Genomic DNA, 23,110 nt, shown 5'->3' with positions numbered 1-23,110 from the left:
CGGGCTCCCGCCGGCAACGGCTGGGGAGGCGAGCGATGGACGACGACGCCGGGCCCGGTGCCGTCGAGCGCGCACGGGCCGCGGCCGCCCGGGGCGACTGGCAGCAGGCCTTCGACCTGCTCGTGGGAGCGGACGCGGACGGTTCCCTCGACCCCGGCGACCTGCCGCTGCTCGGTGAGGTCGCCTACGCGGCCGGCCACCTCGACGTCACCATCGAGGCGTGGGAACGCGCCCACGCCGCCGGCATGCGGTCCGGGAACCCGGTCGCGGCCGCGGGGGCGGCGGTCCGCGTCGCGATGCACCTGCTCTTCGACACCGCGCTCATGGCCCCGGTGCGGGGCTGGCTGGCGCGAGCGGAGGCCCTCCTCCCCGAGGGAGGCCAGACGCCGGCACACGCGTGGCTGGGGGTCGTCCGCGCCTACGAGCGCATGCTGACCGGCGACGCACCCGGCGCCCGGCCGTGGGCCCGCCAGGCCATCGAGGTGGGCTCGGCCTGCGACCCCGCCGCCTGCGCCATCGGCCGGGTCGCGGAGGCCCGGCTGCTGATCCTGGACGGCGACGTGCAGCAGGGCCTGGCCCTGCTCGACCGGGCCGGGCTGGCGACCGTCTCCGGGGACCTCGATCCGCTCTCGACCGGGGTCGTCTACTGCGAGCTCGTCTGTGCGCTGCAGGGCCTCGCCCAGTACGACGTCGCCGAGCAGTGGACGGAGGCCATGGAACGGTGGTGCCGGACCAACGCGATCGGGAGCCTGCACGGTCGGTGCCGCGTGCACCGCGCCGAGATCCTCCGGCTCCGCGGGTCGTGCGACGACGCCGAGGCCGAGGTCCTCACCGCGTGCGAGGAGCTGCGCCCCTACCTGCGGCGCGAACTCGGGTGGCCCCTCGACGAACTCGGCCGGATCCGCCTGCACAAGGGCGACGTCGCCGGCGCCGAGGAGGCCCTCCTGGCCGCGCACCGTGCCGGGTGGGACCCCGAACCCGGTCTCGCGCTCGTGCGGCTGGCCCAGGGAGACGTGGCCACCGCGGCCGCCTCCGTGCGGGACGCCCTGGAGCGCCCCAGCCGGGTGCCCTCGAAGGAGCGGCCGCCGGACACCGCCCTCCAGCGCGCGCCGCTGCTCGGTGCGCAGGTGGAGATCGAGATCGTCGCCGGCGACCTCGGCCGGGCCCGGTCGGCCGCCGCGGAGCTGGAGGCCACCGCCGCCCGGTTCGGCACCAACGCCCTGGCCGCGGACGCCGCACTCGCCCGGGGCAGGGTGCGGCTCGCGGACGGCGATCCCGGCGGCGCGGAGGAGTCCCTGTCCCGGGCCGTGAGCCTGTGGAACGAGGTCGGTGCCCCGTACGAGGCGGCCCGCGCCCGCATGGACCTCGCCGAGGCCTGTGCGGCCGGCGGCGCCGGGCACCGGGCCGGCCTGGAGCGCGACGCGGCCCGCAGGATCCTCGAGGGGATCCGCGGGTCGCCTGCCCCGGACCCACCGGTCGACGCCGCGGGTCCCGGTCCCCGGGACGAGCAGCCGGTCGAGCGCGTGAGCGTCTTCCACCGCGAGGGCGACTACTGGTCCGTGGTCTTCGGCGGACGCAGCGTCCTCGTGCGCGACCTCAAGGGCATGCGGTACCTCGCGCGGCTCCTCGCCGATCCGGGCCGGGAGCACCACGTCCTGGACCTGGTCGCCGCCGAGCGCTCTCCCGGGGCGCCGGGCACCGGGAGTGCAGCGCCCCTGGCTCCCGGCGACGCGGGCGAGGTGCTCGACGCGCAGGCCAAGGCCGCCTACCGCAGACGCCTCGCCGAGATCGACGACGACCTCGAGCAGGCCCACGCGAGCGGGGACGCGCAGCGGGCCACCCAGGCCGACACGGAGCGCGACTTCCTCCTCCGCGAGCTCGCCGGGGCGTACGGCCTGGGCGGTCGGCACCGGCGGGCCGCGTCGACGTCCGAGCGCGCGCGGGCCGCGGTGACCCGCGCCGTCCGCCAGGCCATGGCCCGCATCGCCGAGCACCATCCCCCGCTCGGCGAGCACCTCGACCGCACCATCCGCACCGGCACGTACTGCGCCTACCTCCCCGACCCCCGGGCGCCCGCCGGCTGGAGGTCGTGAGCCCCGGGTGCCGCGTCGTCACGACGCCGCGCGCAGCACCGCCAGCAGGTCGTCGTCGAGAAGGGACACCGGGTTGCCCCGCATGCTGCTCGAGCGGGCGGCCTTCGCGGCGACCTCGGCGTGCTGCGCCGGCCGGAGTCCGACCGCCCCCAGGGGCGGCACGCCGAGCGCGGCCACCGTCTTCCGCAGCCAGTCGACGGCGTCCTCGACGGCGGCGTCGTCCCGGCCGGTCAGCAGCCGGGCGACCTCGGCGTAGCGGCCCAGCGCGGGCGAGCCCGGCTCGCGCTCCCGCAGCGCACGGACGTTCGCCTCGACCACCGGCGCCAGCAGCGCGGCGCACACCGCACCGTGCGGCGCGTCGACCATGCCGCCGACGACGCCGGCGACGCCGTGCACCGCCCCGAGCTTCGCGTTGGCCAGCGCGATGCCGCCGAACAGGCTGCACAGCGCCATCTCCTCGCGGGCCGCGCGGTCCCCGCCGTCCTCGTAGGCGGTGCGCAGCGCCCGCGCACCCCGCCGCAGCCCGGCGGCGGCGACGGCGTCGGTGGCCGGGTTGGCCTGCGGCGAGACGTAGGGCTCCAGGCACTGCGTGAGCGCGTCCAGCCCGCTGCTGGCGGTGACCTCCGGCGGGCAGCTCAGCGTGAGCAGCGGGTCGACCAGGGCGACCGCCGCCAGCAGGTGCGGGCCGCGGATGCTCGCCTTGAGGCCGTGCTCCGGGGAGGCGAGCACCGCGTTCGCGGTCACCTCCGCGCCGGTGCCCGCCGTCGTGGGGACCGCGACGCAGGGCAGGGCGGGCCGCTCGACGGGCAGCCCGCGGCCGACGACCTCCAGGTGGTCGAGGGGGTCGGTGCCGTTGCCCAGCAGGGCGGCGACGGCCTTGCCCGTGTCCAGCACGCTGCCGCCCCCGATCGCGAGGACGACGTCGACGCCGGCGTCCCGCGCCTCCCGGGTCGCCGCCCGCACGAGCTCGACCGTCGGCTCGCGCGGGACCGACACGACGGCGACCGGCTCGACGTCCCCGAGCAGCGACAGGGCGCGCGAGGGGTCGCGTCCGGCGCACAGCAGCACCCGCCGCCCGAGGGCCGGGAGCAGGTCGGCGAGCTCGCCGGCGCGCCCGGGACCGAACAGCACCCGCCGCGGGACGGCGAGGTCGAACGCGCCCACCTGGCCTCCCCGGTCCGGGTCCTGTGGCGCGAGCCTAGGGGGAACCCCGCCGGGGACCGTGCTCGTCGAGCCAGTCGAGCATCGCCGTCCGGGTGGCGCCGGAGAGCCGGTGCCAGTCGGCGAGCGGCACCCGCGGCACGCCGGCGGCGCGGCAGGCGGCGGCCACCGCACCGGGCGGCGCCTCGGGGTCCCAGGCGGGGTCGAGCACGACCGCCGGGCGGTCCGCCGTCGTGGCGAGCAGGTCGGCGAGGGTGTAGCCGGGCCGGGCCCGCAGCAGCGGCTCGCCGCAGGTGGGGGCGGCCAGCACCGCACCGGCCAGCGGCACGTCCCGCGGTCCGGCGCCCAGGGCGGACAGGTGCAGCGCCACCAGCGCCCCGGTGCCGTAGGCGGCGACCCACGCGCGGTCGTGCCCGGTGGCCGCCGCCGCGACGGCGGTCACGGCGGCCGCGTCGGCGGTCATCCGGCCCAGCGGCGAGGAGCCCGGCCCGGGGTGCTCGCCGTGCCGCGCGCCGCTACCGACCGGGTCGTGGCAGGCGACCACCCAGCCGGCGGCGGCCAGCAGCGCCGGGAGCGGCTCGGCCTGCTCGTACCCGGCCCGCCACCCGGTGGCCGCGCACGGCGGGCCGAGCCAGAGCACCAGCCCACGGCCGCGACCCCTGTCCTCCGGGCGCAGCAGGGTGACCGCGACGCCGTCCGGGGTGGCCGGCGGCCCCTCCCCCGCGGCCGGCGGGCCGCCGGGAGCCCTCGTCGCCGGGCCCAGGGCGGCGCGGACGGCGGCGCGCAGCTCGGCGCCGCGGACGGGTCGCGGACCCGGCCGCACGAGGTCGGCCGGCCACGGGACCGGCGACGGCGCCACCGGCGCGCGGCCGGGACGGCGGGGCGAGCCGCCGAGCACCGACTGCGCCCAGTCCAGCTGGGCGGCCACCGCGGACTCGTCGGCCCGGTGCCCGCCCGGGCGCAGCGCGAGCTCCAGGGCGTCTCCCCGGCCGAGCAGGGCGAAGGCCTCGCGGGCGGCGTCGACCGCGGCGCGGGCGGCCGGGACGCGCTCGACCGGGTCCTCCACCGCCACCGAGACCAGGACCGGCCGCGGGGCGGCCAGCGCGAGCAGCTCGTGGGCGTCGGTGGGCAGCCGGTGCTCCCGCCCGGCGAACCAGCGCAGGCCCGGGTGGTACCAGCCGGGGTAGTGCCGGGTGAGCAGCTCCACCCCCTCGCCGAAGTGCCGGTCGGTGCACAGCCGGGCGGGGATGGCGCCGAGCACGCCGCTGGAGCTGGAGACGACGCCGGCGAACCGGTCGTCGAAGGCGGCGGCCAGCAGCGCGGTCTTGCCGTTGCGGCTGTGCCCACCGACCAGCACCCGGCGGGCGTCCACCCCGGGCTGCTCCTGCAGGGCGTCGAGCACCCGGGACAGCGCCCACGCCCGCCAGGCCAGGCGGCCGGCGACCACCGACGGGAAGGCCCGCTCGACGGCCTCGGTGTCGTCGTCGCCGTCGGCGGCCGAGACCAGGCAGGCGCCCCATCCGCGGGCCAGGGCCGCCTCCGCCCAGGGACCGTGGCTGGACTGCAGCAGGTAGATCGGCACGTCGTGCCGCACGCCCGCCGCGGGCACCGGCAGCAGCAGCCGCGCCCGCACCGACCAGCCCCCGCCGACGACGAGCTCGCGGACCTCCACGCCGCCCGCCGTCCGCACCTGCCCGACGCGCGCGGGCGTGCGGCGCGGGGCCGGCGGCAGGTCCCCGGTCAGCCACCGCCGCCAGCGCGCCCGCAGCACCGCACGCCGGGCCGGCCACCCGTCGGCTCCCGCCAGGCCCTCGACCGGCGACCACAGGCCGGTGCGCGCCGGCAGCCGGGCGAAGTCCGGCGCCAGGCCGCCGCCGGCCGCCAGCCACGTCTCGAACGGCTCGCTCGGCGGCAGCACCCCGGCCAGCTCGGCGGTGTAGCGCCGCCGGCGCGCCACGGCAGAGCGGCCGGGATGCCCGTCCCGGGACCGGCTCCCCGGCACCACCTGCGTCATGCGCTCGCACGGTAGGGCCGGTCCGTGTCCGCCGGGGTGATCCGCGTGTTGCGTCCGTGCTACGACGGGCGGGTGGTTCGACGGGCCCGGAAGAGGGGCACAGGACCGCCGTGCGCGTGCTGCTGGTGATCACCGACGAGGACTGGTACGAGGACGCCGGCTACGCGGCCGCCTGGGTGCGGGCGCTGGAGGAGCAGGGCGCGGAGGTCGAGCGGCTGGCCCGGGTGCCGGCCGACTGGCCGGTCAGCGGCCCGCCCCCGGGCCGTTACGACCTGGCGATCGCGCACGTGCTGGTCGAGGAGGTGGTCGCCTACGCGTCGACCTTCGCCCTGGCCGTCCTGCTCGAGGCGGCCGGCGTGCCCCTGCTCAACCCCGTCGCCTCGCTGGTCGCCTCCGCCGACAAGCTCGTGACCCACGCCGTGTGGGCCGCGGCCGGTGTGCCGCAGCCGGCCGCGTGGGACCTCGCCCGGGTCCGGGAGTGGCCGATGCCGGGGCGGCAGATGGTGCTCAAGCCCTCGCTGGGCGACGGCGCCCGCTACATCGAGCTGGTCGGCGACCTCGACGCCGCCCGCGAGGTCGAGGCCGGCTGGCGGGAGCACGAGGCGGCCGGCGGCCACCGGCGCGGCACGTCGCTGCTGCAGGAGTGGATCGCCGATCCGGCCTGCGCGCGGGTCTTCGCCACGCCCACCGCCACCTCCCTGGTCTACGAGAAGTCCCGGGAGGAGGGCGCGCTGGTCACCCACGGCACCGTGTACCCGCGGGTGTACGAGGCGCCGCCGGAGATGGCGCAGCTCGCGCAACGGATGGTCGCCTCGCTCGGGGGCGGGCTGATGGGCGTCGACGTGCTCGTCGAGCCGGACGGCCGGCTGCTCGCGCTGGAGGCCAACGCACCCTTCGGATTCGACGTCACCGATCCGCAGCAGGGCCGGTGGGTGGCCCGGGCCGCCCTGGCCGCGGCGGAGCGCGCGGCCGCGGAGCGCGCGGCGGCCGCCGCGTGAGCACCGGGACGGCCCCGGCCCGGAGCCTCGACGAGGCGCTGCTGCCCGACGGCGGCGACCGGCCGCACGCGGCCGCGGCGCTGGCCGCCGTCCGCGCGTACGGGCCCGCCGCGCTGGCCGCCGACGTCGCCCGCGGGGCCGCCGACCTCGACCTGCGGCACGGGCCCGCCGAGGAGCAGCACCTGTTCACCGTCGACCCGGTGCCGCGCGTCCTGGAGCGCGCCGAGTGGGAGGGGGTGGCCGCCGGCCTGGACCAGCGGCTGCGCGCGCTGGAGGCGTTCGTCGCCGACGCGCACGGCCCGCGCGAGGCCGTCCGCGCCGGCGTGGTCCCGGCCGCGGTGCTCGACACCAACCGCCACCTCGCCCCCGACCTGCCGGCGCCGCGCCGCTGGATCGGCATGGCCGGGCCCGACCTCGTCCGCGGTGCCGACGGGCGGCTCGTCGTCCTCGAGGACAACGTGCGGACACCGACGCTGCTGGCCTACGCCCTGGCCGCGCGGGAGCTGGTGGCACCCCGGCTGGGCGTGCGGCCCGGTCCGGTACCGGTGCGGGAGGCCGCCGTCGCGGCGATGCGGCGGATGCTCGCCGACGCCACGGACCTCGCGGACCCGGTGGTGGCGGTGCTCGGGGACGGGCCGCGCAGCGCGGTGGCCTGGGAGATCGACCGGCTCGGCGAGATGGTCGGCGCGCCGGTCGTGCTCCCCTCGGAGCTGGCCGTCCGCGGCGAGGACCTGGTGCTGCCGGACGGGCGCCGGGTGGACCTGCTCTGGCGGCGCACCAGCGAGGAGCGGCTGTCCGACGACGACGGCCGGCCGAACGAGCTGGGCGAGCTGCTGCTGGGCCCGCTGCGCGCCGGCACGGTGACCGTGGTGAACGCCTTCGGCACCGGCGTCGCCGACGACAAGCGCACCTTCCCCTACGTCGAGGACCTGGTCCGCTTCTTCCTCGGCGAGGAGCCGCGGCTGCGCTCGCAGCCGGCCTACGACCTCGGCGACCCCGCGCAGTGCCGGGCCGCGCTCGACCGGCTGCCCGAGCTGGTGCTCAAGCCGCGGTCGGGCTCCGGCGGGCACGGGGTGCTCATCGGCCCGCGGGCCGATGAGCGGCAGCTCGAGCGCGCCCGCGCCGCCGTCCTGGCCGAGCCGGGTGGGTGGATCGCGCAGGAGCCGGTCGCGCTGTCGACGCACCCGACCGTCGTCGACGGCGCGCTCGTGCCCCGGCACGTGGACTACCGGCCGTACGCGTTCTGCACCGACGAGGGGACCGTCGTGCTGCCGGGTGGCTTCACCCGGGTGTCCCTGACCGAGGGCGAGCTGGTGGTCAACGCCTCCCAGGGCGGTGGCGGCAAGGACACCTGGGTGGTCGGCTGAGCCGACCGCGCCACCCGCGGTCCGCTCGGGACTGCAAGGCTCCGGGACGACGCGCACCCGAGCGGCGACCCGAGCCGCCGCGCCCGCCCGAGGAGGACCCCCATGCCGGCCCAGCTGCCCCCGCTGCCCACGATGGTCGTGGGGAGCCTGCCCCAGCCGGACTGGCTCATCGACCGCGAGCGGCTGGGCCACCGGTTCCCGCCGCGGGTCCGGGCCCGGGAGCTGTGGCGCGTCCCGCCGGAGTTCCTGCAGGAGGCCCAGGACGACGCCACGCTGGCGGCCGTGCGCGCCCAGGAGGAGGCCGGCCTGGACGTGGTGACCGACGGGGAGATCCGCCGGGAGTCCTACTCCAACCACTTCGCCACGGCCCTCGACGGCCTCGACCTCGAGCACCCCGGCACGGTGCGCAACCGCTCGGGGATCGACATCCCGGTGCCGCGGGTGACCGGCGAGATCCGCCGGCCGGCGCCGGTGCAGGTCGACGACGTCCGGTTCCTCCGCGCGCACACCGACCGCGCCGTCAAGATCACCGTGCCCGGGCCGTTCACGATGGCGCAGCAGACGCAGGACGAGCACTACCGCGACGACCGCGCGCTGGCCCTGGCCTACGCCGACGTCGTCCGCGAGGAGATCGCCGACCTGTTCGCCGCCGGCGCCGACGTCGTCCAGGTGGACGAGCCCTGGCTGCAGGCGCGCCCCGAGGTGGCCCGCCGCCACGGCGCCGAGGCCGTGACCCGTGCCATCGCCGGCGCCGCCGGCCCGGTGCACGTGCACCTGTGCTTCGGCTACGCGGCGATGGTCTCCGACCGGCCGGCGGGCTACTCGTTCCTGCCGGAGCTGGCCGACACCCCCGCCGACACCATCTCCGTCGAGACGGCGCAGTCGCACCTGGACCCGACGACGCTGCGGCCCCTGCGGGGCAAGGGCATCGCGCTCGGCGTCCTCGACCTGTCCACCCCCGAGGTCGAGACCCCGGAGACGGTCGCCGACCGGGTGCGGCGGGCGCTGGACCACGTCGACGTCGACCGGCTGGTGCTCTCCAGCGACTGCGGGCTGAAGTACCTCCCGCGGGCGTCGGCCGCCGGGAAGATGCGGTCGCTGGCGCAGGCGGCCGCGGTGCTGCGGTCCGAGCTCTGACGCGGCCGGGCGATCATCGGCACATGGACGCAGACCACGCCGGCGACCCCGAGGACGTCCGTGCGGTGCTGGCCGCGGAGGACCGCCGCTACGCCGCCATGCTCGACGCCGACCTCCCGGCGCTCGACGCGCTGTGCGCGGCCGAGCTGAGCTACGCCCACTCCAGCGGCGCCCGGGACACCAAGGAGCAGTACCTGGCGAAGGTGCGCTCGGGCCACTACGTCTACCGGCGCGTCGACCACCCGGTGGAGCGGGTCGCCGTCGTGGGCGACAGTGCGCTGGTGGTCGGCCGGATGACCGCCGATGTCGACGTCGCCGGGGAGCCCCGGACGATCGACAACCTGGCCCTCGCGGTGTGGACCCGGGCCTCGGGCCGGTGGCAGCTGCTGGCCTACGCGCCGACGCCCCTGCCGGCCTGAGCCCGGGGCCTCCTTGACACGTGACCCGGGTCACACGAGGGTGGCCCGGGCCCGGCCGCGCTGCGGATCGGTCCGGGTCCGCCGACGTCCGAGGAGAAGACGATGAGCCAGCCCGGTACCGCACGCGGGGACGGGGCTCCCGTCGCCGGCCGCCCGCTCGTGTTCCGCGGGGGGACCGTCCTGACCATGGACGACGCCGCGACGGTCCTGCACGACGCCGACGTGCTCGTCGTCGGCGACCGGATCGCCGGCGTCGGCCCGGGGCTGCCCGTGCCCGACGGCACCCAGGAGATCGATGCCCGCGGCGGCATCGTCATGCCCGGCATGATCGACACGCACCGCCACATGTGGCAGACCGCCATGCGGGGGTACGGCGCCGACTGGACGCTGACCCAGTACTTCGTCTGGTACTACCTCGAGCACGGGAAGAAGTTCCGCCCGCAGGACATCGCCGCGGGCAACCGGCTGGCGGCCATCGAGTCGCTCGACGCCGGCGTCACGACCACGGTCGACTGGTCGCACAACCTGCACACCATCGACCACGGCGAGGCCGCCCTGGAGGCGCTGCGCTCGGTGCCCGGCCGGTTCGTCCTCGCCTACGGCAACATCCAGGCCGGCCCCTGGGAGTGGACCGCCGACCCCGCCGTCCGCGCGCTGCTGGAGCGGCTGCGCGACGACGCCGACGACCGGATGGGGGTGCAGGTCGCCTTCGACGTCACCGGCGACCCGGCCTTCCCGGAGAAGGCGGCGTTCGAGGTGGCCCGCGAGCTCGGCATCCCGGTGACCACGCACGCCGGCGTCTGGGGCGCCACCAACGACGACGGCATCCGGCTCATGCACGAGAACGGGTTCATGACCCCGGAGACGGTCTACGTGCACGCCTCGACCCTCACCCGGGACAGCTACCAGCGGATCGCCGCCACGGGCGGGTCCATCTCGGTGGCGACGGAGTCGGAGTGCAGCGCCGGGCAGGGGCACGCGCCCACCGAGCAGGTGCTGCAGTACGGCATCCCGGTGTCGTTGTCGATGGACACCAGCGTCTGGTGGAGCGGTGACATGTTCTCCGCGATGCGGGCCACGCTCAATGCCGACCGGATGGCCGAGCACATGGACGCCCACCTGCGGGGCGAGACGATCACGCACCTGCGGCTGCGGGCGCAGCACGTCGTCGAGTGGACGACGCGGGGCGGCGCCGCCGCGCTCGGCCGCGACGACCTCGGCAGCCTGCAGGAGGGGAAGAAGGCCGACGTCGTGCTGATCCGGAACGACGCCTCGCCGGTGTCCTTCCCGGTGCTCAACCCCTACGGGCACGTGACCTTCCAGGCGCAGCGGGGCGACGTGCACACCGTGGTCGTCGACGGCCGGGTGGTGAAGCACGACGGCCGGCTCGTGGGCATCGACCTGGCCCCGGTGCGCCGCGAGATCGAGGCGACGCTGGACCACCTGCGGGCGGAGATCGGCGAGGAGGCCTGGCGGCAGGGCATGTTCCCGGAGCGGCCGGAGGCCGAGGCCGAGATCCTGGAGAACCCGTACCGGTACACCGACTACAAGGACGAGTCCAAGCGCGCCGGCGGCGAGGAGCGGGTCCTCGGCCGGTGACGGCGGCCCGCACCCGACTCCGGGGGGCTCAGGGCACGACCTGCCGGCCCTTGCCGATGACGACGATCCCGTTGTCGGACACCGTGTAGAGCTCGCGGTCGCGGTCGAGGTCCACCCCGACCGTCGCACCCTCGGGGACGACGACGTCCTTGTCGAGGATGGCGTTGCGCACCACCGCGTGCCGCCCGACCTGGACGCCCTGCATGAGCACCGAGCCGTCGACCTCCGCCCACGAGTGCACGTGCGCGCCCGGTGACAGGACCGACCGGGTCACGCTCGAGCCGGACACGACCGACCCCGGCGCGAGCAGCGACTCCATCGCCGTCCCGACGCGGCCGGCCGAGCCGTGCACCGTCCGCGCCGGTGGCCACGGATCCTGACTGGTCAGGATCGGCCACTGCGGGTTGTGCAGGCTGAACTCCGGGTCGACGGAGATCAGGTCCATGTGCGCGTCGTAGAAGCTGTCCAGGGTCCCGACGTCGCGCCAGTAGCCCCGCTCGGTCTCCCGCTGGCCCGGGACGTCGTTGTCCCGGAAGTCGTAGACGCCGGCCTCCCCGCGCTCGACCAGCATCGGCACGATGCTGCCGCCCATGTCGTGCTTGCTGTCGGGGTCGGCCGCGTCGCGGTCGAGGGCGTCGACGAGGACGCTGGTGGTGAACACGTAGTTGCCCATCGAGGCGAACACCTCGTGGGGGGCGTCGGGCAGGCCGCGGGCGTCGGTCGGCTTCTCCCGGAACGCCGAGATCCGCCGGCCGCCCTCGTCGACCTCGATCACCCCGAACTGGTCGGCCATCGACAGGGGCTGGCGGATCGCCGCGACGGTCACCCCGGCTCCGGACTCGACGTGCCGGGCGACCATCTGCTCCGGGTCCATCCGGTAGATGTTGTCCGCCCCGAAGACGACGACGTAGCGCGGCGCCTCGTCGCGGATCAGGTTCATGCTCTGGTGGATCGCGTCCGCGGACCCGGCGAACCAGCGGGGGCCCAGCCGCTGCTGCGCCGGCACCGGGGCGACGTAGTTGCCCAGCAGCGTGGACAGCCGCCACGTCGTGCTGATGTGCCGGTCCAGGGAGTGGCTCTTGTACTGGGTCAGCACGACAAGCTTGAGGTAGCCGCCGTTGACCAGGTTGGACAGGACGAAGTCGATCATGCGGTACATGCCGCCGAACGGGACGGCCGGCTTGGCCCGGTCGGCGGTCAGCGGCATCAGCCGCTTGCCCTCGCCACCTGCGAGCACCATCGCGAGCACGTCGGTCGCCACGAGGCGGACCGTAGCCCCGCCGCACCCCGCCGACCAGGCTCGTCGACCGGCCGCGCCCGCGCACCCGGCGTGTGGGGCGGGACACACCGGCGCCCCGGCCCCTCCCCGGGGGCCGGGGGGTCAGCGCGGGACGGACCGCCGCGTCGACGGCCGGGCCGCGCGGGCGGTCTCGACCTCGGCCCAGGTGGGCGGATCGGCACCGGGGCGCGAGCAGGTGATCGAGGCGATGAGGCTCGCCTCGTCCAGGACGCTGACCAGGCTGGACTCGTCGATCCCCGCGAGGGCCTCCCGGCGCGCGCCGCCGAGCAGGTCGGCACGCCCCAGCCCGTCGAGCAGTCCCGCGGTGAACGAGTCACCGGCGCCCACGGTGTCGACGAGGTCGATCGGGGTCGCGGGGCGGTCCAGCTCCAGGCCGGCGGTGACGGCGAAGACACCGGCACCGCCGCGCGTCACGACGACGAGCGGGGCGCCCAGCGCCAGCCAGTCCCGGGCGACGTCGACGTCCCGGCGGTCGGGGTACAGCCAGTGCAGGTCCTCGTCGCTGACCTTGACCACGTCCGACAGGGACACCAGGTGCTCGATCCCGGGCCGGGCCTCCTCCGGCGACCCGAGGAGCGCCGGGCGCACGTTGGGGTCGTAGGAGATGGTGGCCCGCCCCCGCTCCCGCTCCCGCTCCAGCAGGTCGGTCACCTGGGCCGCACCGGGCTGCAGCGCGGTCGCCAGCGACCCGGTGTGGACGCACCGGGCCTCGACGGGCAGGGGCGCCAGCTCGCCGACGTCCCACTCGATGCGGAAGTCGTAGGTGGCGACCCCCGCGGCCAGGCTCGCGACAGCCAGGCTCGTCTTCGCGCCGGCGCCCGGTCCGCCGTCGACCTGGACCCCGCTCGCCCTCAGGTGCGCCGAGACCATCTCCCCGAAGGAGTCCTGGCCGAGGTGCGTGAGGAGGGAGACCTGGTCGCCGAGCCGGGCGAGCCCGAGCGCGACGTTGGCCGGGCTCCCGCCCGGGTGCGCGACCAGCGTGCGGCTGCCCCGTTGCCCCACGAGGTCGACGAGCGCTTCCCCGACCACCACGAACATCGGTTTCCTCCGATCGACGTGTACGGCGTACCGGCACCCGGGTCCGACGGCGAGGCCGGCCCCCCGGTCAGTGCGCGGTGCCCTCGGCGACGAGGGGACCACCGTGGCGCGAGGACCGCAGGTCGAACACCGCGTAGGCGGCGACGACGGCGAGGCAGGCCGCCGGGACGATGAAGCCGACGTTCGTGTCGGCGCTGTCCATGATCAGGCCCTGCACCGGCGGCAGGAGCGCGCCACCGAGGATGGCCATGACCAGGCCGGCGGCACCGAACTTGGTGTCCGGGCCCAGCCCCTGCAGCGCCACCCCGTAGATCGTCGGGAACATCAGGGACAGCGACAGCGAGATGCCCACGACGGCGAGCAGGCCGAGCATGTTCGGCGACACCACGGCCAGCAGGGAGAACACGACCCCCAGCGCCGCCATGGCGAAGAGCAGCTTCGTCGGCCGGAAGATGCCCAGCAGGTACGTCATGACGAAACGGGCGACGAGGAAGACGATCAGGCTGGCCTGCAGGTACCACCCGGAGTTCGAGGGCGAGACGCCCACGACGTCCTGGGCGTACTGGATGGTGAACGACCACGCGCAGACCTGCGCACCGACGTTGAGGAACTGGGCGACCACGCCGAACCGGTAGTGCCGGTTGCGCCACAGCCGGCTCATCGCCCCGCCCGAGGCCTGCTCCAGGCCGAAGTGGGCGTGCTCGTCGGGGGTGGAGATCTTCCGGAACGCGATGAGCAGCCAGATGAGCGCCAGCGCGCAGGCGATCCCGAGGTAGGGCCCGAGCACCAGGGAGAGGTCCTGCTCCTGGGCGCGCGCCAGCTCCCCCGCCGTCATCGACTCCTTCTCCGACTCCGGCGTGATGCGCGGCAGGATGAGGACGGCTCCGAGCAGGACGCCGATGTTCGCGCCCACCGGGTTGAAGGCCTGCGCCAGGTTCAGTCGCTGCGTCGCGCTGATCTCGGGACCCATCGCGATCACGAAGGGGTTGGCCGAGGTCTCGAGGATGGACAGCCCCGCCGCGAGCACGAAGAGCGCGACGAGGAAGAACCCGTAGGCGAGCAGCTGGCTCGCGGGGATGAACAGCAGCCCGCCGACGGTGGCCAGGCCGAGCCCGGTGAGGACGCCGGTCTTGTAGCCGTAGCGCCGGTTGATGAGGGCCGCGGGGATGGCGAGGGCGAAGTACGCGCCGTAGTAGGCGAACTGGACCAGCGCGGACTGGAAGTTCGACATCGTGAAGATCTGCCGGAAGACCCCGACGAGGACGTCGGTGAGGTTCGCCGCCGAGCCCCAGGCGGCGAAACAGGCGATCAGCAGGACGAACGGGACCGCGAAGCCGGGGTAGACCAGCGCCGGCTTGCGCGGCGGGCTGACCTCCGGTTGCTGCGGGAGTGCGGACGGTCGGGCCATGGGATCCACCCCTCGCCGACGCGGGGAAGAGTGCCCCTGTGACCTGAGTCACAGCCCGCCCTGCGAGGGTAGCGGCCACCCCGGGGACATTCCAGCCCGGGCGCCGCCCACCGGGTGCGGCGCGTCCCTACTTCTCGTCCATCAGGCGCAGCTCCGACGGTTCCCGCAGGAGGTCCTCGAGGATGCGGTTGCCCTCGGTGTTGTAGGGCTGCTGCATGTGCTCGTCCCAGGCGGCGCGCGACCGGAACATCTCCAGCATCACCCAGTTGTCCGGGTCGTCCTGCGGCTGCACGAGGTGCATGAAGACGCAGCCGGGCTCGGTGAGCGTCTGCCGGCGCATCGACTGCAGCTGTTCCTCCGCCTCGGCGAGCCGGTCGCGGCGCGGCTTGATGGTGACGACGAGGAAGAGCGCGCGGTCCGGAGCGGTCATGGGCGCGTTCCTACACCCGGGCCGGGCCCCGCGGCGGCGTGCGGGACGTCGCCGGGACGGAGGTCCCGCCCCCTGCCGGCCGGGCTCCCCGACCCAGCTCCTCGGCCGTTCTCACGGCCCGGGATGAGCGGTACGGTTCCGCCGTCGGTCCCCCGCTGTCCCGCTGGGGACGACCCCGCGACGGCGCCGTGTCGCCTCGGTCCGTGCACGTCCGACGGTTCGTCCGGAGGCGACCATGCACCGCTACCTCGTCGTGGCCAACCAGTCCCTCGACAGCGACGAGCTGTTGCAGCTCGTCCGGGAGCGCGCGGCCGCCGGGCCGTCGGAGTTCCTGCTCGTGGTGCCGGCGACGCCGGTGAAGGACCTCGTGTCCAACGCCATGCCGGTCCCGATGCCCGTCATGGGCGGGAGCCCGGCCCTGCCCGGGCCGCCGGCGGAGGCGCGGAGGATGGCCCAGGTCAAGCTCGACGCCACCCTCCGCACGATGACGGCCGCGGGGATCCGCGCGACCGGCGCGGTGGGCGACCCCGATCCCGTGCGGGCCGTCGAGGAGGCCATGGCCACCGGCGGGTTCGACGAGATCGTCGTGTCGACGCTCCCCGCGCGGCTGTCCCGGTGGCTGCACCAGGACCTGCCCGCCCGCCTGGAGCACGCCTTCCACGTGCCGGTCACCCACGTGCCCGCCCGGGACGTGTGAGTCCTCGCGCACACCGGTCCGCGTTCCCCGGCCCCCGACCTGGGCCTCCGATCCGGGATGCCCGGAGGTCGTGCGCGACCTCACGCCGGCGGCCGGACGCCTGCCCGTCCCTCCGTCGTTAGCGTGGTGTCACTGCCACAACACGGAGAAGAGGTGCCCGCAGCATGTCCCGTCTGACCACCCACCTGGTCGAGGCCGCCCGCCGGAACCTCGACGCGTTCCTCCCCTGGAGCCCGCTCACCGGGCTCGGCCGGGCCGGCGAGCTGGCCGCTCAGCACCCGGCCTTCGCTCCCGCCCGGAGCGCCGAGGTCCGCCCCGGAGCCTGATCCTCCGGCGAGTCATCACAGTCGAACCCCCACCGGCCCCCGGGCCCGTGGGGGTTCTCCTGTTCCCGCGGCGCGCACGGGCTGCTCCCCGATCGCCCCGGGAGCGGACACGATGCGTCGGGAGGCGCAACGAGTCGCCGGGGTCCCGCGCCTCCGGGTCCCGGCCGCGCGACCGCGACGAGGAGCCGGCATGGCGAGGACAGGTGGTGTGGCCGCACAGCTCGCCCACGCGCTGGGCGTCGTCCTGGGAGCGGACGAGGTCCCGCTGCGGGTGTTTGCGTGGGACGGGAGCGAGGCCGGGCCCGGGGGTGCGCCCCTCCTCGTGGTCCGCTCACGGCGCGCGCTGCGCCGGCTGGTGTGGGCACCGGGCCAGCTCGGCCTCGGGCGCGCCTACGTGGCCGGGGAGATCGACATCGCCGACGACGTCTTCGCCACCTTCGCGGCACTGAGCTCCGTCGGCCGGCTGGCGGTCCCGGGCCGCACGCCGGGTGCGTCGGCCGGTGAGCGGCTGGAACTGCTGCACACCGCCGTCCGGTTGGGCGCGCTGGGGCCCGAGCCGCCGCCCCCTCCCGAGGAGATCGACCCGGGCCGGCACGGGCGGCGGCACTCCCGCGGTCGCGACGCCGCCGCGGTCTCGCACCACTACGACGTCGGCAACGACTTCTACGCCCTCGTGCTCGGGCCCTCGATGGTCTACTCGTGCGCCGTCTGGGAGGACGAGCACACCGGGCTCGACGCGGCCCAGCAGGCGAAGCTCGACCTCGTCTGCCGCAAGCTCGGCCTCGCGCCCGGGATGCGGTTGCTCGACGTGGGGTGCGGGTGGGGCAGCCTGGCCCTCCACGCCGCGCAGCGGTACGGGGCCGACGTCGTCGGCGTCACCGTGTCCACCGAGCAGGCGTCGTCGGCGCGCAAGCGGGCCGCCGAGGCGGGGCTGACCGACCGGGTGGACATCCGCGTGCAGGACTACCGCGACGTCGACGACGGCCCCTTCCAGGCCATCAGCTCGGTCGGCATGGCCGAGCACGTCGGCCGGGGGCAGCTGTCCGCCTACGCGTCCCGCCTGCACGACCTGCTGCAGCCCGGCGGCCGGTTGCTCAACCACGCGATCTCCTGGAACGCCGGCGAGACCCGCTGGGACAACGACACGTTCATCGGCCGGTACGTCTTCCCCGACGGTGAGCTGCTCCCCCTGGCCGAGACGGTGGCCGCCCTGGAGTGCCAGGGGCTGGAGGTGCTCGACGTCGAGGCGCTGCGCCGGCACTACGCGCTGACCCTCCGCGCCTGGGTGCGGCGCCTGGAGGACCACTGGGACGAGGCCGTGGCGGCCGCCGGCGAGGGACGGGCGCGGGTGTGGCGGCTGTACATGGCCGCCTGCGCGCTCGCCTTCGAGGCCGGCTCGATGGGCGTGAACCAGGTGCTCGTCCAGCGACCCGGCGGAACCGCCCCGCCGCTGCGGCGCAGCGCCTGGGTCTGACTCCTCGCCCACCGGGGCGGCAGACCGCTCAGGCGTCCGGGGCGGGATCGTCGAACAGCAGCCGGTCCAGGCCCCGGCGCACGCCGGGCACCTCCGCGACCCTCCGGACGGCCAGCAGCGTGCCGTCGACGTAGGGAGCCGGCGACTCGCCGGTGTCGTGCCGCATCGTCAGCCGCTCCCCGCCCGCGGCGAAGACGACCTCCGTGGCCAGCACGAAGCCCGGCAGCCGCACCGAGTGCACCCGGGTGCCCGCCACGTCGGCGCCGCGCGCCTCGGCGGGACCGAGCAGGTCGGGCAGGGCGACGCCGGACCCGGGGGTGCGCACCTGCCCCAGCGTCTCGGCGAGCTCGCGGGCGGTGCCACTGGGCACGTCGGGCTTGGTGGCCGCGGCGTAGTCGAGGACCTCCCAGGAGCCGACGTGCCGGGCGGCCAGCGTGGCGGCCCGCTGCAGGACGGCGGCCACGACCGAGAAGTTGCCCGAGGCGATGACGCCCACCCCGTGCTCCCGGGCGAGGCGGTCGAGCTCCGCGTAGTCACCGGCGGTCAGGCCGCTGGAGCCGACGACCACGTGCACGCCCGCGCGCACCGCCGTCTCCACGTGCTCCCGGACGGCGGCGGCGCTGGTGTAGTCGACGAGGACGTCGGCCCCGGAGGACGCCAGGGCCTCGGCGACCGTGGCGTGCACCGGGCCGGCACCGCCCGACGCCGTCACCTCGGAGAGCCGGCGCCCCGCGGCGGACCGGGACACCCCCGAGACCAGCTCCAGGTCGTCGGCGGCGTCGATCGCGGCCACGATCGGAGGGGCCGTCCAGCCCGTGACACCGGCGAAGCAGACCCTGATCACCCGTCGAACCTAGGGCCGCGTGCCCGCCGCCGTCACGGCCGGCGGCCGGTCAGGACGGCGGGGACGCCTCGGGCGCGAGCAGCGTCGCCAGCAGGCCGGAGAGCTGCGCGCGCTCCCCCTCGGTCAGCCGGGCGAGCCGGCCGGAGGGGAAGTCGAACGCCCGCCGGACGGCGCGGTGCGCGCGGCGCCCCTCCGTGGTGATCGACACCCGCTTGACCCGCCGGTCGTCCGGGTCGGCCGAGCGGGTCACCAGCCCGCCCGCCTCCAGCCGGGTGACGAGCTGGGTGACGTTGGAGGCGTCGCACAGCAGCGCGGCGGCGAGCTCCCCCATCGAGCGGCCGTCCTCGGTCAGGGCGTCGAGGAGGCAGGCCTGCGCCGCGCTGAGCCCGACCGCCCGCGCCGCGCGGTCGTAGGCGGCGTCGTAGGCGTACACGAAGTCCCACAGCTGCTGGTCGAGCGGCCCGGTCATCCCGCCAGGTTACTTGAGCCACTCATGGATCCGTGCTTGGGTGGGGGCGAGGTACTTCATCGACTCAACCAATCGGAGGAGACATGACCCGAGTCCTGGTCACCGGGGTCCGCGGCAAGACCGGCGCCCCGCTGGCGGAACTGCTCGCCGCCCGGCCGGGCGTCGAGGTGCTCGGCGGCAGCAGCGACCCGGCCACGGTCGACGTCGACGGCGTGCGGCCGACCGCCTTCTCGTGGGACGACCCGTCCGGCTGGCCGGAGGCGACCGACTTCGTCGACGCGGTCTACGTCGTCCGGCCCGACCGCGCGGACGCGCCACAGCTGGTCGGGGCGCTGCTCGACCGGACGCCGGCCCGGGCGCACGTCGTCCTGCTGTCCGAGCAGGCGGCCGACTCCGTCGGTCCCGGCGGGTGGGCGCTGTGGGTCGAGCGTGCGGTCCGCGACAGCGGCCGCAGCTGGACGTTCCTGCGGCCGAGCTGGTTCATGCAGGTCTTCACCGACCCCCGCTTCTACCGCGACGTGCTCACCGGCACCGGGGACCTGCCCTTCGCCGACGGCGGCGCGGCCGTGGCCTGGATCGACGCCCGCGACATCGCCGCCGTCGCGGAGCGGGCGCTGCTCGACGACGGCCACGCCGGCCGGGTGTACGAGCTCTCCGGGCCGGAGGCGCTCTCGCTGCCGCGCACCGCGGAGCTGCTCTCCCGCGGCCTCGGGCGCCCGGTGGTCTCCCGCGAGGTGCCGGTCGAGGAGGCCGTCGCGGGGACCGAGGGGTTCGAGCGGGACCTCACCGTGCTCACCTTCGAGCGCGTGCGGGCCGGCGTCTTCGGCGTCGTGACCGGCACCGTCGCCGCCGTGACGGGACGGCCGGCCCGCTCGCTGGAGGCCTTCCTCGGCGACGCCGCGCCGGCCCTGCGCGGGTGATCGCGCGGTCGGCCTCGCCGACGGGGGCGCAGGCCGCGGTCAGGGGGCGATGACCAGCTCGGCGATGCGGTCGCCGGCCGTCGTGAAGCGGTAGGCCAGGTCGGCGACGCCGCCGGGGAAGTCGCCCTCGAGGTGGTGCAGCGCCACCCAGTGCCGGTCGTCGACGCGCTGCGCCCCCGTCAGCTCGCTCGTGTAGGTGAACTCCGACCCGGAGTGCCGGAGGAAGCCGAGGACCTCCTCGGTCCCCCGGAAGGTCCGGCCCTCGTCGGTCACCACGGCGTCGGGGGTGAAGGTGCCGACGGCGGTGTCGGCGTCGCGGGCCGCGTGCGCGGTGAGGAAGGTCCGGACCGGGGCCGGGAGCTCGCTGGGCAGGATGGAGGTCGGGGTGCTCATGTCCCGACCGTGCGGCCTCGCGCGGCGGGAGGGTCAACCGCTGGACGCTCCCCCAGGGGGAGGGTGCAGGGTGCGCGGGTGCTGACGATCGGCGAGTTCTCCCGGCTGACCCACCTCAGCGTCCGCACGCTGCGCCGCTACCACGACGCCGGCCTCCTGGAGCCGGCCGAGGTGGACGCCGCCAGCGGCTACCGGTACTACACCGGCGAGCAGATCCCCACCGCGCAGGTGATCCACCGGCTGCGCGAGCTCGACGTCCCCCTGGCCGACGTCGCGCGCATCCTGCGGTCCCCCGACCCGGGCACGCGGGCGGCCCTCGTCGCCGACCACCTGCGGCGGTTGGAGTCGGAGCTGGAGCGGACCCGCGCCGCGGTGGCGTCCCTGCGCCGGCTGCTGCGGCCGAAGCCGGCCGCGGTAGACGTCGAGCTGCGCCGGGTGCCCGCCACCACGGTCGCCGCGGTCGAGGACGACGTGCGGTTGGAGGACGTCCTCGGCTGGTACGCCGGGGCCATGGCGGAGCTGGACGCCGTGGTCGGGCCGGCCGGCGTCCCGGGCGGGGTGTACGACGACGCGCTGTTCCAGACCGGCCGCGGGCACGTGCTGGTGCACCTCCCCGCGGGCGACCCACCGCGCAGCGGCCGCGTGCACCCGGTGACCCTGCCGGCCGTCGAGCTGGCCGTGACCACCCACGTCGGCGCCCACGACGACATCGACGTCACCTACGGCGAGCTCGGGGCCTGGGTCACCGGGCACCTGCTCGCCGTCGCCGGGCCGGTGCGCGAGACCTACCTGGTCGGCCCGCGCGACACCGCCGACCCGGCCGCGTGGCGGACGGAGATCGGCTGGCCGGTCTTCTCCGTGACGCCGGGCTGAGCCGGTCTGCTCCGGCGCCGGCGCGGGTCGCAGTGCCCTGGAACCGCAGGCCCCCGGAGGGCTTGGCTGGCAGGTGCGCGGGGAGGACCCGAGAGGGACGGTCCGATGGGCACCACGCTGCCGGCGTTCACCCCGCTGGAGGACAGCCTCCACCTGACGCTCTGCTGCCGGGCGCTCGACAACCGCTCGGCGGATCCCCTCCTGGGCGACGCGCTGGCCGACGAGGTCGTCCGGGAGCTGGACGTCGACGTCGCCCGGCTGCACGCCGACGCCAACCTCGTCACCAGCTGCGCGCTGCGGGCCAAGCGCATGGACGAGGTGGCGGCGGACTTCGTGGCCCGCCACCCGGACGCCGTCGGGCTCGACCTGGGCGCCGGTCTGGACACCCGCTCGGCGCGGATCGGGGTGCCGCCGACCGTGGACTGGTACGACGTCGACCTCCCCGCGGTGGTCACCGCCCGCGAGCGGGTGCTCCCCCGGTACGCCGACCCCCACCCCGTCGCCGCCGACGTGCGGGACCGCGACTGGCTCGACGCGCTCCCCACGGGCCGCCCGGCCGTGGTCGTCGCCGACGGCCTGGTGGGGTTCCTCAGCCGGGAGGAGGTGTCCGACCTGCTCGGCCGGCTGGTCGGCCACTTCCCCTCGGGGGAGGTCGTCTTCAACAGCTACTCCCGGTTCGCGATCTGGGCGACCCGGCACGTCCCCGGCACGAAGGCCGTCTCCGGGCTCCTGCGGTTCCCCGGCGTCGACGACCCGCACGAGCTCGAGAACTGGGACCCGCGACTGCACCTGGTCCGGGAGATCCTGCTCAACCGCGAGCCCGAGGTCGCCCGCTTCCCGCCCCTGCTGCGCCTCTACTCCCGGGTGTCGTCGGTCAGCACCGCCTGGTCCCGGAAGGGGACGATCGTCCTGCACTACCGCTTCTGACCGGGACCCGGAGCACCCGCCGCCGCGCTGGGCCCGCGTCCTCCGCCGTCCCCGCGGCGGTCCCCGGTAGCCTGGGGGCCGCGCCCGTGGGCTCCAGGAGGACAGCGACGCATGCCCCTTCGACCGCGCCGCCGCCCGTCCGGCGACCCCGCGGCCCGGCCGCAGCGCACCGACCGGGTGTCTGCCCGCCCGTCGCGCCCGGGAGCCGACGGCGACCGCCTGCCGCCCTGGGCGGGCCCCTCGGCGGTCGCTGCGCCGGCGGACCCGTGGGCGGCACCACCTCCCCCGTCGGCGCCCTGGCCCCCTGCCGCGCCCGGTGCCCCGCCGCCCCGCGAGGGCGGCCGGCCGGGCCTGCGGCGGCGGAGGGACGAGCCGGGGCCCCCGGACGCCGGCCGGCGCCCATGGCGCCGTCGCCTGCGCCGCGTGGGACTCGGCCTGGGGATCGCGTTCGTGGTGCAGGCGCTGGTCCTGCTGTCGCTGCGCTGGGTGGACCCGCCGACGACGGCGTTCATGCTGGCCAACGAGCAGGGCGCCATCCAGCAGTCGGTGCCGGTCGAGCACGTGTCGCGCAACTTCCTCGCCGCCGTCATCGCGCACGAGGACCAGCCGCTCCCCTACCGCTCGGGCGCCTTCACCTGGGACGAGCTGTTCGGCCGCGCGGAGGCCCACCTGCGCGGTGAGGACGACCCGTCCGGCTCGACCATCCCGCAGCAGGTGGCCAAGAACCTCTTCCTCAACCAGAGCATGAGCGTCTGGCGCAAGGCGGTCGAGGCGGGCCTGTCGGCGGAGCTGGCGCTGGTGCTCGACGACCGGCGCATGCTCGAGCTCTACGTCAACTACGCCCAGCTCGGCCCGCGGGTCTACGGGATCTGCGCGGCGAGCTGGTACTACTTCGACACCCCGCCGTCCACGCTGCCGGTGGAGCAGGCCGTGCAGCTCGTCGGGCTGCTGCCCTCCCCCGGCCACGTCCAGCGGGCACCCGGCGGCGGCCTGGACTTCGCCGTCGAGGACGGCCTCGGCTGGCTCTCGCGGTCGCACGTGATCAACGCGCAGAACCGGGTGCCCCGGCACCTCGCGGAGGAGGGCTTCGGGCCCGTGGAGGACGCCGGCGTCGAGGGCCTCGCCCAGGACCAGCCGGCCTCCGACGACGACTGCTCGGAGATGCCCGAGGAGGTCGCCGAGCTCATCGCCGCGGAGGGCACCGAGTAGCTCTCCCGGGCGGC

Annotated in this window: 22 protein-coding genes; 13 read left to right on the top strand and 9 right to left on the bottom strand. The window is 76.1% G+C overall.

Going from position 1 to position 23,110, the window contains the following annotated elements:
- Positions 1–35: 35 nt before the first annotated feature.
- Positions 36–2,093 carry a transcriptional regulator gene (locus FN207_RS27090; RefSeq protein WP_142460372.1) on the top strand — a complete coding sequence of 686 codons (2,058 nt, stop codon included), beginning with the start codon at positions 36–38 and terminating at the stop codon, positions 2,091–2,093.
- Between the two features lie 18 nt (positions 2,094–2,111).
- Here the strand turns inward: FN207_RS27090 and FN207_RS20885 are convergent, their stop codons facing one another.
- Together FN207_RS20885 and FN207_RS26465 are read right to left on the bottom strand one after the other, a co-directional pair.
- On the bottom strand, positions 2,112–3,257 hold the full coding sequence (locus FN207_RS20885) for an iron-containing alcohol dehydrogenase (RefSeq protein WP_142460371.1): 1,146 nt from the start codon (positions 3,255–3,257) through the stop codon (positions 2,112–2,114).
- A gap of 34 nt (positions 3,258–3,291) precedes the next feature.
- The gene (locus tag FN207_RS26465) at positions 3,292–5,268 is read right to left on the bottom strand and encodes a glucuronyl esterase domain-containing protein (protein ID WP_185938460.1); all 1,977 of its coding nucleotides are present in this window, start codon (positions 5,266–5,268) and stop codon (positions 3,292–3,294) included.
- 110 nt (positions 5,269–5,378) lie between these two features.
- Here FN207_RS26465 and FN207_RS26460 point away from each other — a divergent pair, with 110 nt between their 5' ends.
- The 5 genes from FN207_RS26460 (at position 5,379) to FN207_RS20860 (ending at position 10,788) form a co-directional block, all read left to right on the top strand.
- Positions 5,379–6,266: an ATP-grasp domain-containing protein gene (locus tag FN207_RS26460; RefSeq protein WP_185938459.1), complete on the top strand. Its 888-nt coding sequence runs from the start codon at positions 5,379–5,381 to the stop codon at positions 6,264–6,266.
- Positions 6,263–7,633, top strand: a complete 1,371-nt coding sequence (locus FN207_RS20875) for a circularly permuted type 2 ATP-grasp protein (RefSeq protein WP_185938458.1) — start codon at positions 6,263–6,265, stop codon at positions 7,631–7,633. Before FN207_RS26460 ends, FN207_RS20875 begins: the two co-directional genes overlap by 4 nt.
- 102 nt (positions 7,634–7,735) lie before the next feature.
- On the top strand, positions 7,736–8,770 hold the full coding sequence (locus tag FN207_RS20870; RefSeq protein WP_142460368.1) for a uroporphyrinogen decarboxylase family protein: 1,035 nt from the start codon (positions 7,736–7,738) through the stop codon (positions 8,768–8,770).
- Positions 8,771–8,793: 23 nt separating this feature from the next.
- Positions 8,794–9,189, top strand: a complete 396-nt coding sequence (locus FN207_RS20865; RefSeq protein ID WP_142460367.1) for a nuclear transport factor 2 family protein — start codon at positions 8,794–8,796, stop codon at positions 9,187–9,189.
- A gap of 102 nt (positions 9,190–9,291) precedes the next feature.
- A complete protein-coding gene (locus tag FN207_RS20860) occupies positions 9,292–10,788 on the top strand; it encodes an amidohydrolase family protein (protein ID WP_142460366.1) in 1,497 nt (498 codons plus the stop codon).
- 28 nt (positions 10,789–10,816) lie between these two features.
- Here FN207_RS20860 and glgC read toward each other — a convergent pair whose 3' ends face one another.
- From glgC to FN207_RS20840, 4 genes are all read right to left on the bottom strand, one after another.
- Positions 10,817–12,049 (bottom strand): glucose-1-phosphate adenylyltransferase, encoded by a 1,233-nt coding sequence (gene glgC / locus FN207_RS20855; RefSeq protein WP_142460365.1) that lies wholly within the window; start codon positions 12,047–12,049, stop codon positions 10,817–10,819.
- A gap of 120 nt (positions 12,050–12,169) precedes the next feature.
- A complete protein-coding gene (locus FN207_RS20850; RefSeq protein WP_142460364.1) occupies positions 12,170–13,126 on the bottom strand; it encodes a carbohydrate kinase family protein in 957 nt (318 codons plus the stop codon).
- A 67-nt stretch (positions 13,127–13,193) separates the two neighbouring features.
- Positions 13,194–14,534, bottom strand: coding sequence for an L-fucose:H+ symporter permease (gene fucP, locus FN207_RS20845; RefSeq protein ID WP_142460363.1), 1,341 nt, complete (start codon positions 14,532–14,534; stop codon positions 13,194–13,196).
- A gap of 127 nt (positions 14,535–14,661) precedes the next feature.
- The gene (locus FN207_RS20840; protein WP_142460362.1) at positions 14,662–14,964 is read right to left on the bottom strand and encodes a putative quinol monooxygenase; all 303 of its coding nucleotides are present in this window, start codon (positions 14,962–14,964) and stop codon (positions 14,662–14,664) included.
- Positions 14,965–15,199: 235 nt separating this feature from the next.
- On the opposite strand from FN207_RS20840, the gene FN207_RS20835 reads away from it, so the two are divergent.
- The 3 genes from FN207_RS20835 to FN207_RS20825 all read left to right on the top strand — a co-directional run bounded on the left by FN207_RS20835 (position 15,200) and on the right by FN207_RS20825 (position 17,461).
- Positions 15,200–15,661, top strand: coding sequence for a hypothetical protein (locus FN207_RS20835; protein ID WP_142460361.1), 462 nt, complete (start codon positions 15,200–15,202; stop codon positions 15,659–15,661).
- Positions 15,662–15,825: 164 nt separating this feature from the next.
- Positions 15,826–15,987, top strand: a complete 162-nt coding sequence (locus tag FN207_RS26455) for a hypothetical protein (RefSeq protein ID WP_185938457.1) — start codon at positions 15,826–15,828, stop codon at positions 15,985–15,987.
- A 190-nt stretch (positions 15,988–16,177) separates the two neighbouring features.
- Positions 16,178–17,461, top strand: a complete 1,284-nt coding sequence (locus FN207_RS20825) for an SAM-dependent methyltransferase (RefSeq protein WP_142460360.1) — start codon at positions 16,178–16,180, stop codon at positions 17,459–17,461.
- Positions 17,462–17,489: 28 nt separating this feature from the next.
- On the opposite strand, the gene dapB is transcribed toward FN207_RS20825, so the two are convergent.
- Both dapB and FN207_RS20815 read right to left on the bottom strand, forming a co-directional pair.
- Complete coding sequence (gene dapB / locus FN207_RS20820) at positions 17,490–18,305, bottom strand: 4-hydroxy-tetrahydrodipicolinate reductase (protein WP_142460359.1); 816 nt, start codon at positions 18,303–18,305, stop codon at positions 17,490–17,492.
- Between the two features lie 49 nt (positions 18,306–18,354).
- Positions 18,355–18,774, bottom strand: coding sequence for a MarR family winged helix-turn-helix transcriptional regulator (locus tag FN207_RS20815; protein WP_142460358.1), 420 nt, complete (start codon positions 18,772–18,774; stop codon positions 18,355–18,357).
- Positions 18,775–18,857: 83 nt separating this feature from the next.
- Between FN207_RS20815 and FN207_RS20810 the strand changes: the two genes are divergently transcribed.
- Positions 18,858–19,694, top strand: a complete 837-nt coding sequence (locus tag FN207_RS20810) for an NmrA family NAD(P)-binding protein (protein WP_142460357.1) — start codon at positions 18,858–18,860, stop codon at positions 19,692–19,694.
- 39 nt (positions 19,695–19,733) lie between these two features.
- Here FN207_RS20810 and FN207_RS20805 read toward each other — a convergent pair whose 3' ends face one another.
- Positions 19,734–20,087: a nuclear transport factor 2 family protein gene (locus tag FN207_RS20805; RefSeq protein WP_142460356.1), complete on the bottom strand. Its 354-nt coding sequence runs from the start codon at positions 20,085–20,087 to the stop codon at positions 19,734–19,736.
- Positions 20,088–20,165: 78 nt separating this feature from the next.
- On the opposite strand from FN207_RS20805, the gene FN207_RS20800 reads away from it, so the two are divergent.
- From FN207_RS20800 to FN207_RS20790, 3 genes are all read left to right on the top strand, one after another.
- A complete protein-coding gene (locus FN207_RS20800) occupies positions 20,166–20,960 on the top strand; it encodes a MerR family transcriptional regulator (protein ID WP_142460355.1) in 795 nt (264 codons plus the stop codon).
- A 105-nt stretch (positions 20,961–21,065) separates the two neighbouring features.
- Positions 21,066–21,887 carry a class I SAM-dependent methyltransferase gene (locus FN207_RS20795; protein ID WP_142460354.1) on the top strand — a complete coding sequence of 274 codons (822 nt, stop codon included), beginning with the start codon at positions 21,066–21,068 and terminating at the stop codon, positions 21,885–21,887.
- Positions 21,888–22,310: 423 nt separating this feature from the next.
- Positions 22,311–23,096 (top strand): transglycosylase domain-containing protein, encoded by a 786-nt coding sequence (locus tag FN207_RS20790; protein WP_246066227.1) that lies wholly within the window; start codon positions 22,311–22,313, stop codon positions 23,094–23,096.
- Positions 23,097–23,110 lie beyond the last annotated feature (14 nt).

This window comes from Geodermatophilus aquaeductus, from assembly GCF_900182545.1.
GTDB classification, from domain to species: domain Bacteria; phylum Actinomycetota; class Actinomycetes; order Mycobacteriales; family Geodermatophilaceae; genus Geodermatophilus; species Geodermatophilus aquaeductus.
Note: the sequence above shows the minus strand (reverse complement) of the source record. Positions and strands in the feature narration are given on the sequence as shown.

What these genes read in the sequence shown, in the direction of transcription:
- FN207_RS27090 (WP_142460372.1), top strand. Translation starts at nt 36, where the DNA reads ATGGACGACGACGCCGGGCCCGGTGCCGTCGAGCGCGCACGGGCCGCG.
- FN207_RS26465 (WP_185938460.1), bottom strand. Translation starts at nt 5,268, where the DNA reads ATGACGCAGGTGGTGCCGGGGAGCCGGTCCCGGGACGGGCATCCCGGC.
- FN207_RS20870 (WP_142460368.1), top strand. Translation starts at nt 7,736, where the DNA reads ATGCCGGCCCAGCTGCCCCCGCTGCCCACGATGGTCGTGGGGAGCCTG.
- FN207_RS20865 (WP_142460367.1), top strand. Translation starts at nt 8,794, where the DNA reads ATGGACGCAGACCACGCCGGCGACCCCGAGGACGTCCGTGCGGTGCTG.
- FN207_RS20860 (WP_142460366.1), top strand. Translation starts at nt 9,292, where the DNA reads ATGAGCCAGCCCGGTACCGCACGCGGGGACGGGGCTCCCGTCGCCGGC.
- FN207_RS20850 (WP_142460364.1), bottom strand. Translation starts at nt 13,126, where the DNA reads ATGTTCGTGGTGGTCGGGGAAGCGCTCGTCGACCTCGTGGGGCAACGG.
- fucP (WP_142460363.1), bottom strand. Translation starts at nt 14,534, where the DNA reads ATGGCCCGACCGTCCGCACTCCCGCAGCAACCGGAGGTCAGCCCGCCG.
- FN207_RS20840 (WP_142460362.1), bottom strand. Translation starts at nt 14,964, where the DNA reads ATGACCGCTCCGGACCGCGCGCTCTTCCTCGTCGTCACCATCAAGCCG.
- FN207_RS20835 (WP_142460361.1), top strand. Translation starts at nt 15,200, where the DNA reads ATGCACCGCTACCTCGTCGTGGCCAACCAGTCCCTCGACAGCGACGAG.
- FN207_RS26455 (WP_185938457.1), top strand. Translation starts at nt 15,826, where the DNA reads ATGTCCCGTCTGACCACCCACCTGGTCGAGGCCGCCCGCCGGAACCTC.
- FN207_RS20825 (WP_142460360.1), top strand. Translation starts at nt 16,178, where the DNA reads ATGGCGAGGACAGGTGGTGTGGCCGCACAGCTCGCCCACGCGCTGGGC.
- FN207_RS20815 (WP_142460358.1), bottom strand. Translation starts at nt 18,774, where the DNA reads ATGACCGGGCCGCTCGACCAGCAGCTGTGGGACTTCGTGTACGCCTAC.
- FN207_RS20810 (WP_142460357.1), top strand. Translation starts at nt 18,858, where the DNA reads ATGACCCGAGTCCTGGTCACCGGGGTCCGCGGCAAGACCGGCGCCCCG.
- FN207_RS20805 (WP_142460356.1), bottom strand. Translation starts at nt 20,087, where the DNA reads ATGAGCACCCCGACCTCCATCCTGCCCAGCGAGCTCCCGGCCCCGGTC.
- FN207_RS20795 (WP_142460354.1), top strand. Translation starts at nt 21,066, where the DNA reads ATGGGCACCACGCTGCCGGCGTTCACCCCGCTGGAGGACAGCCTCCAC.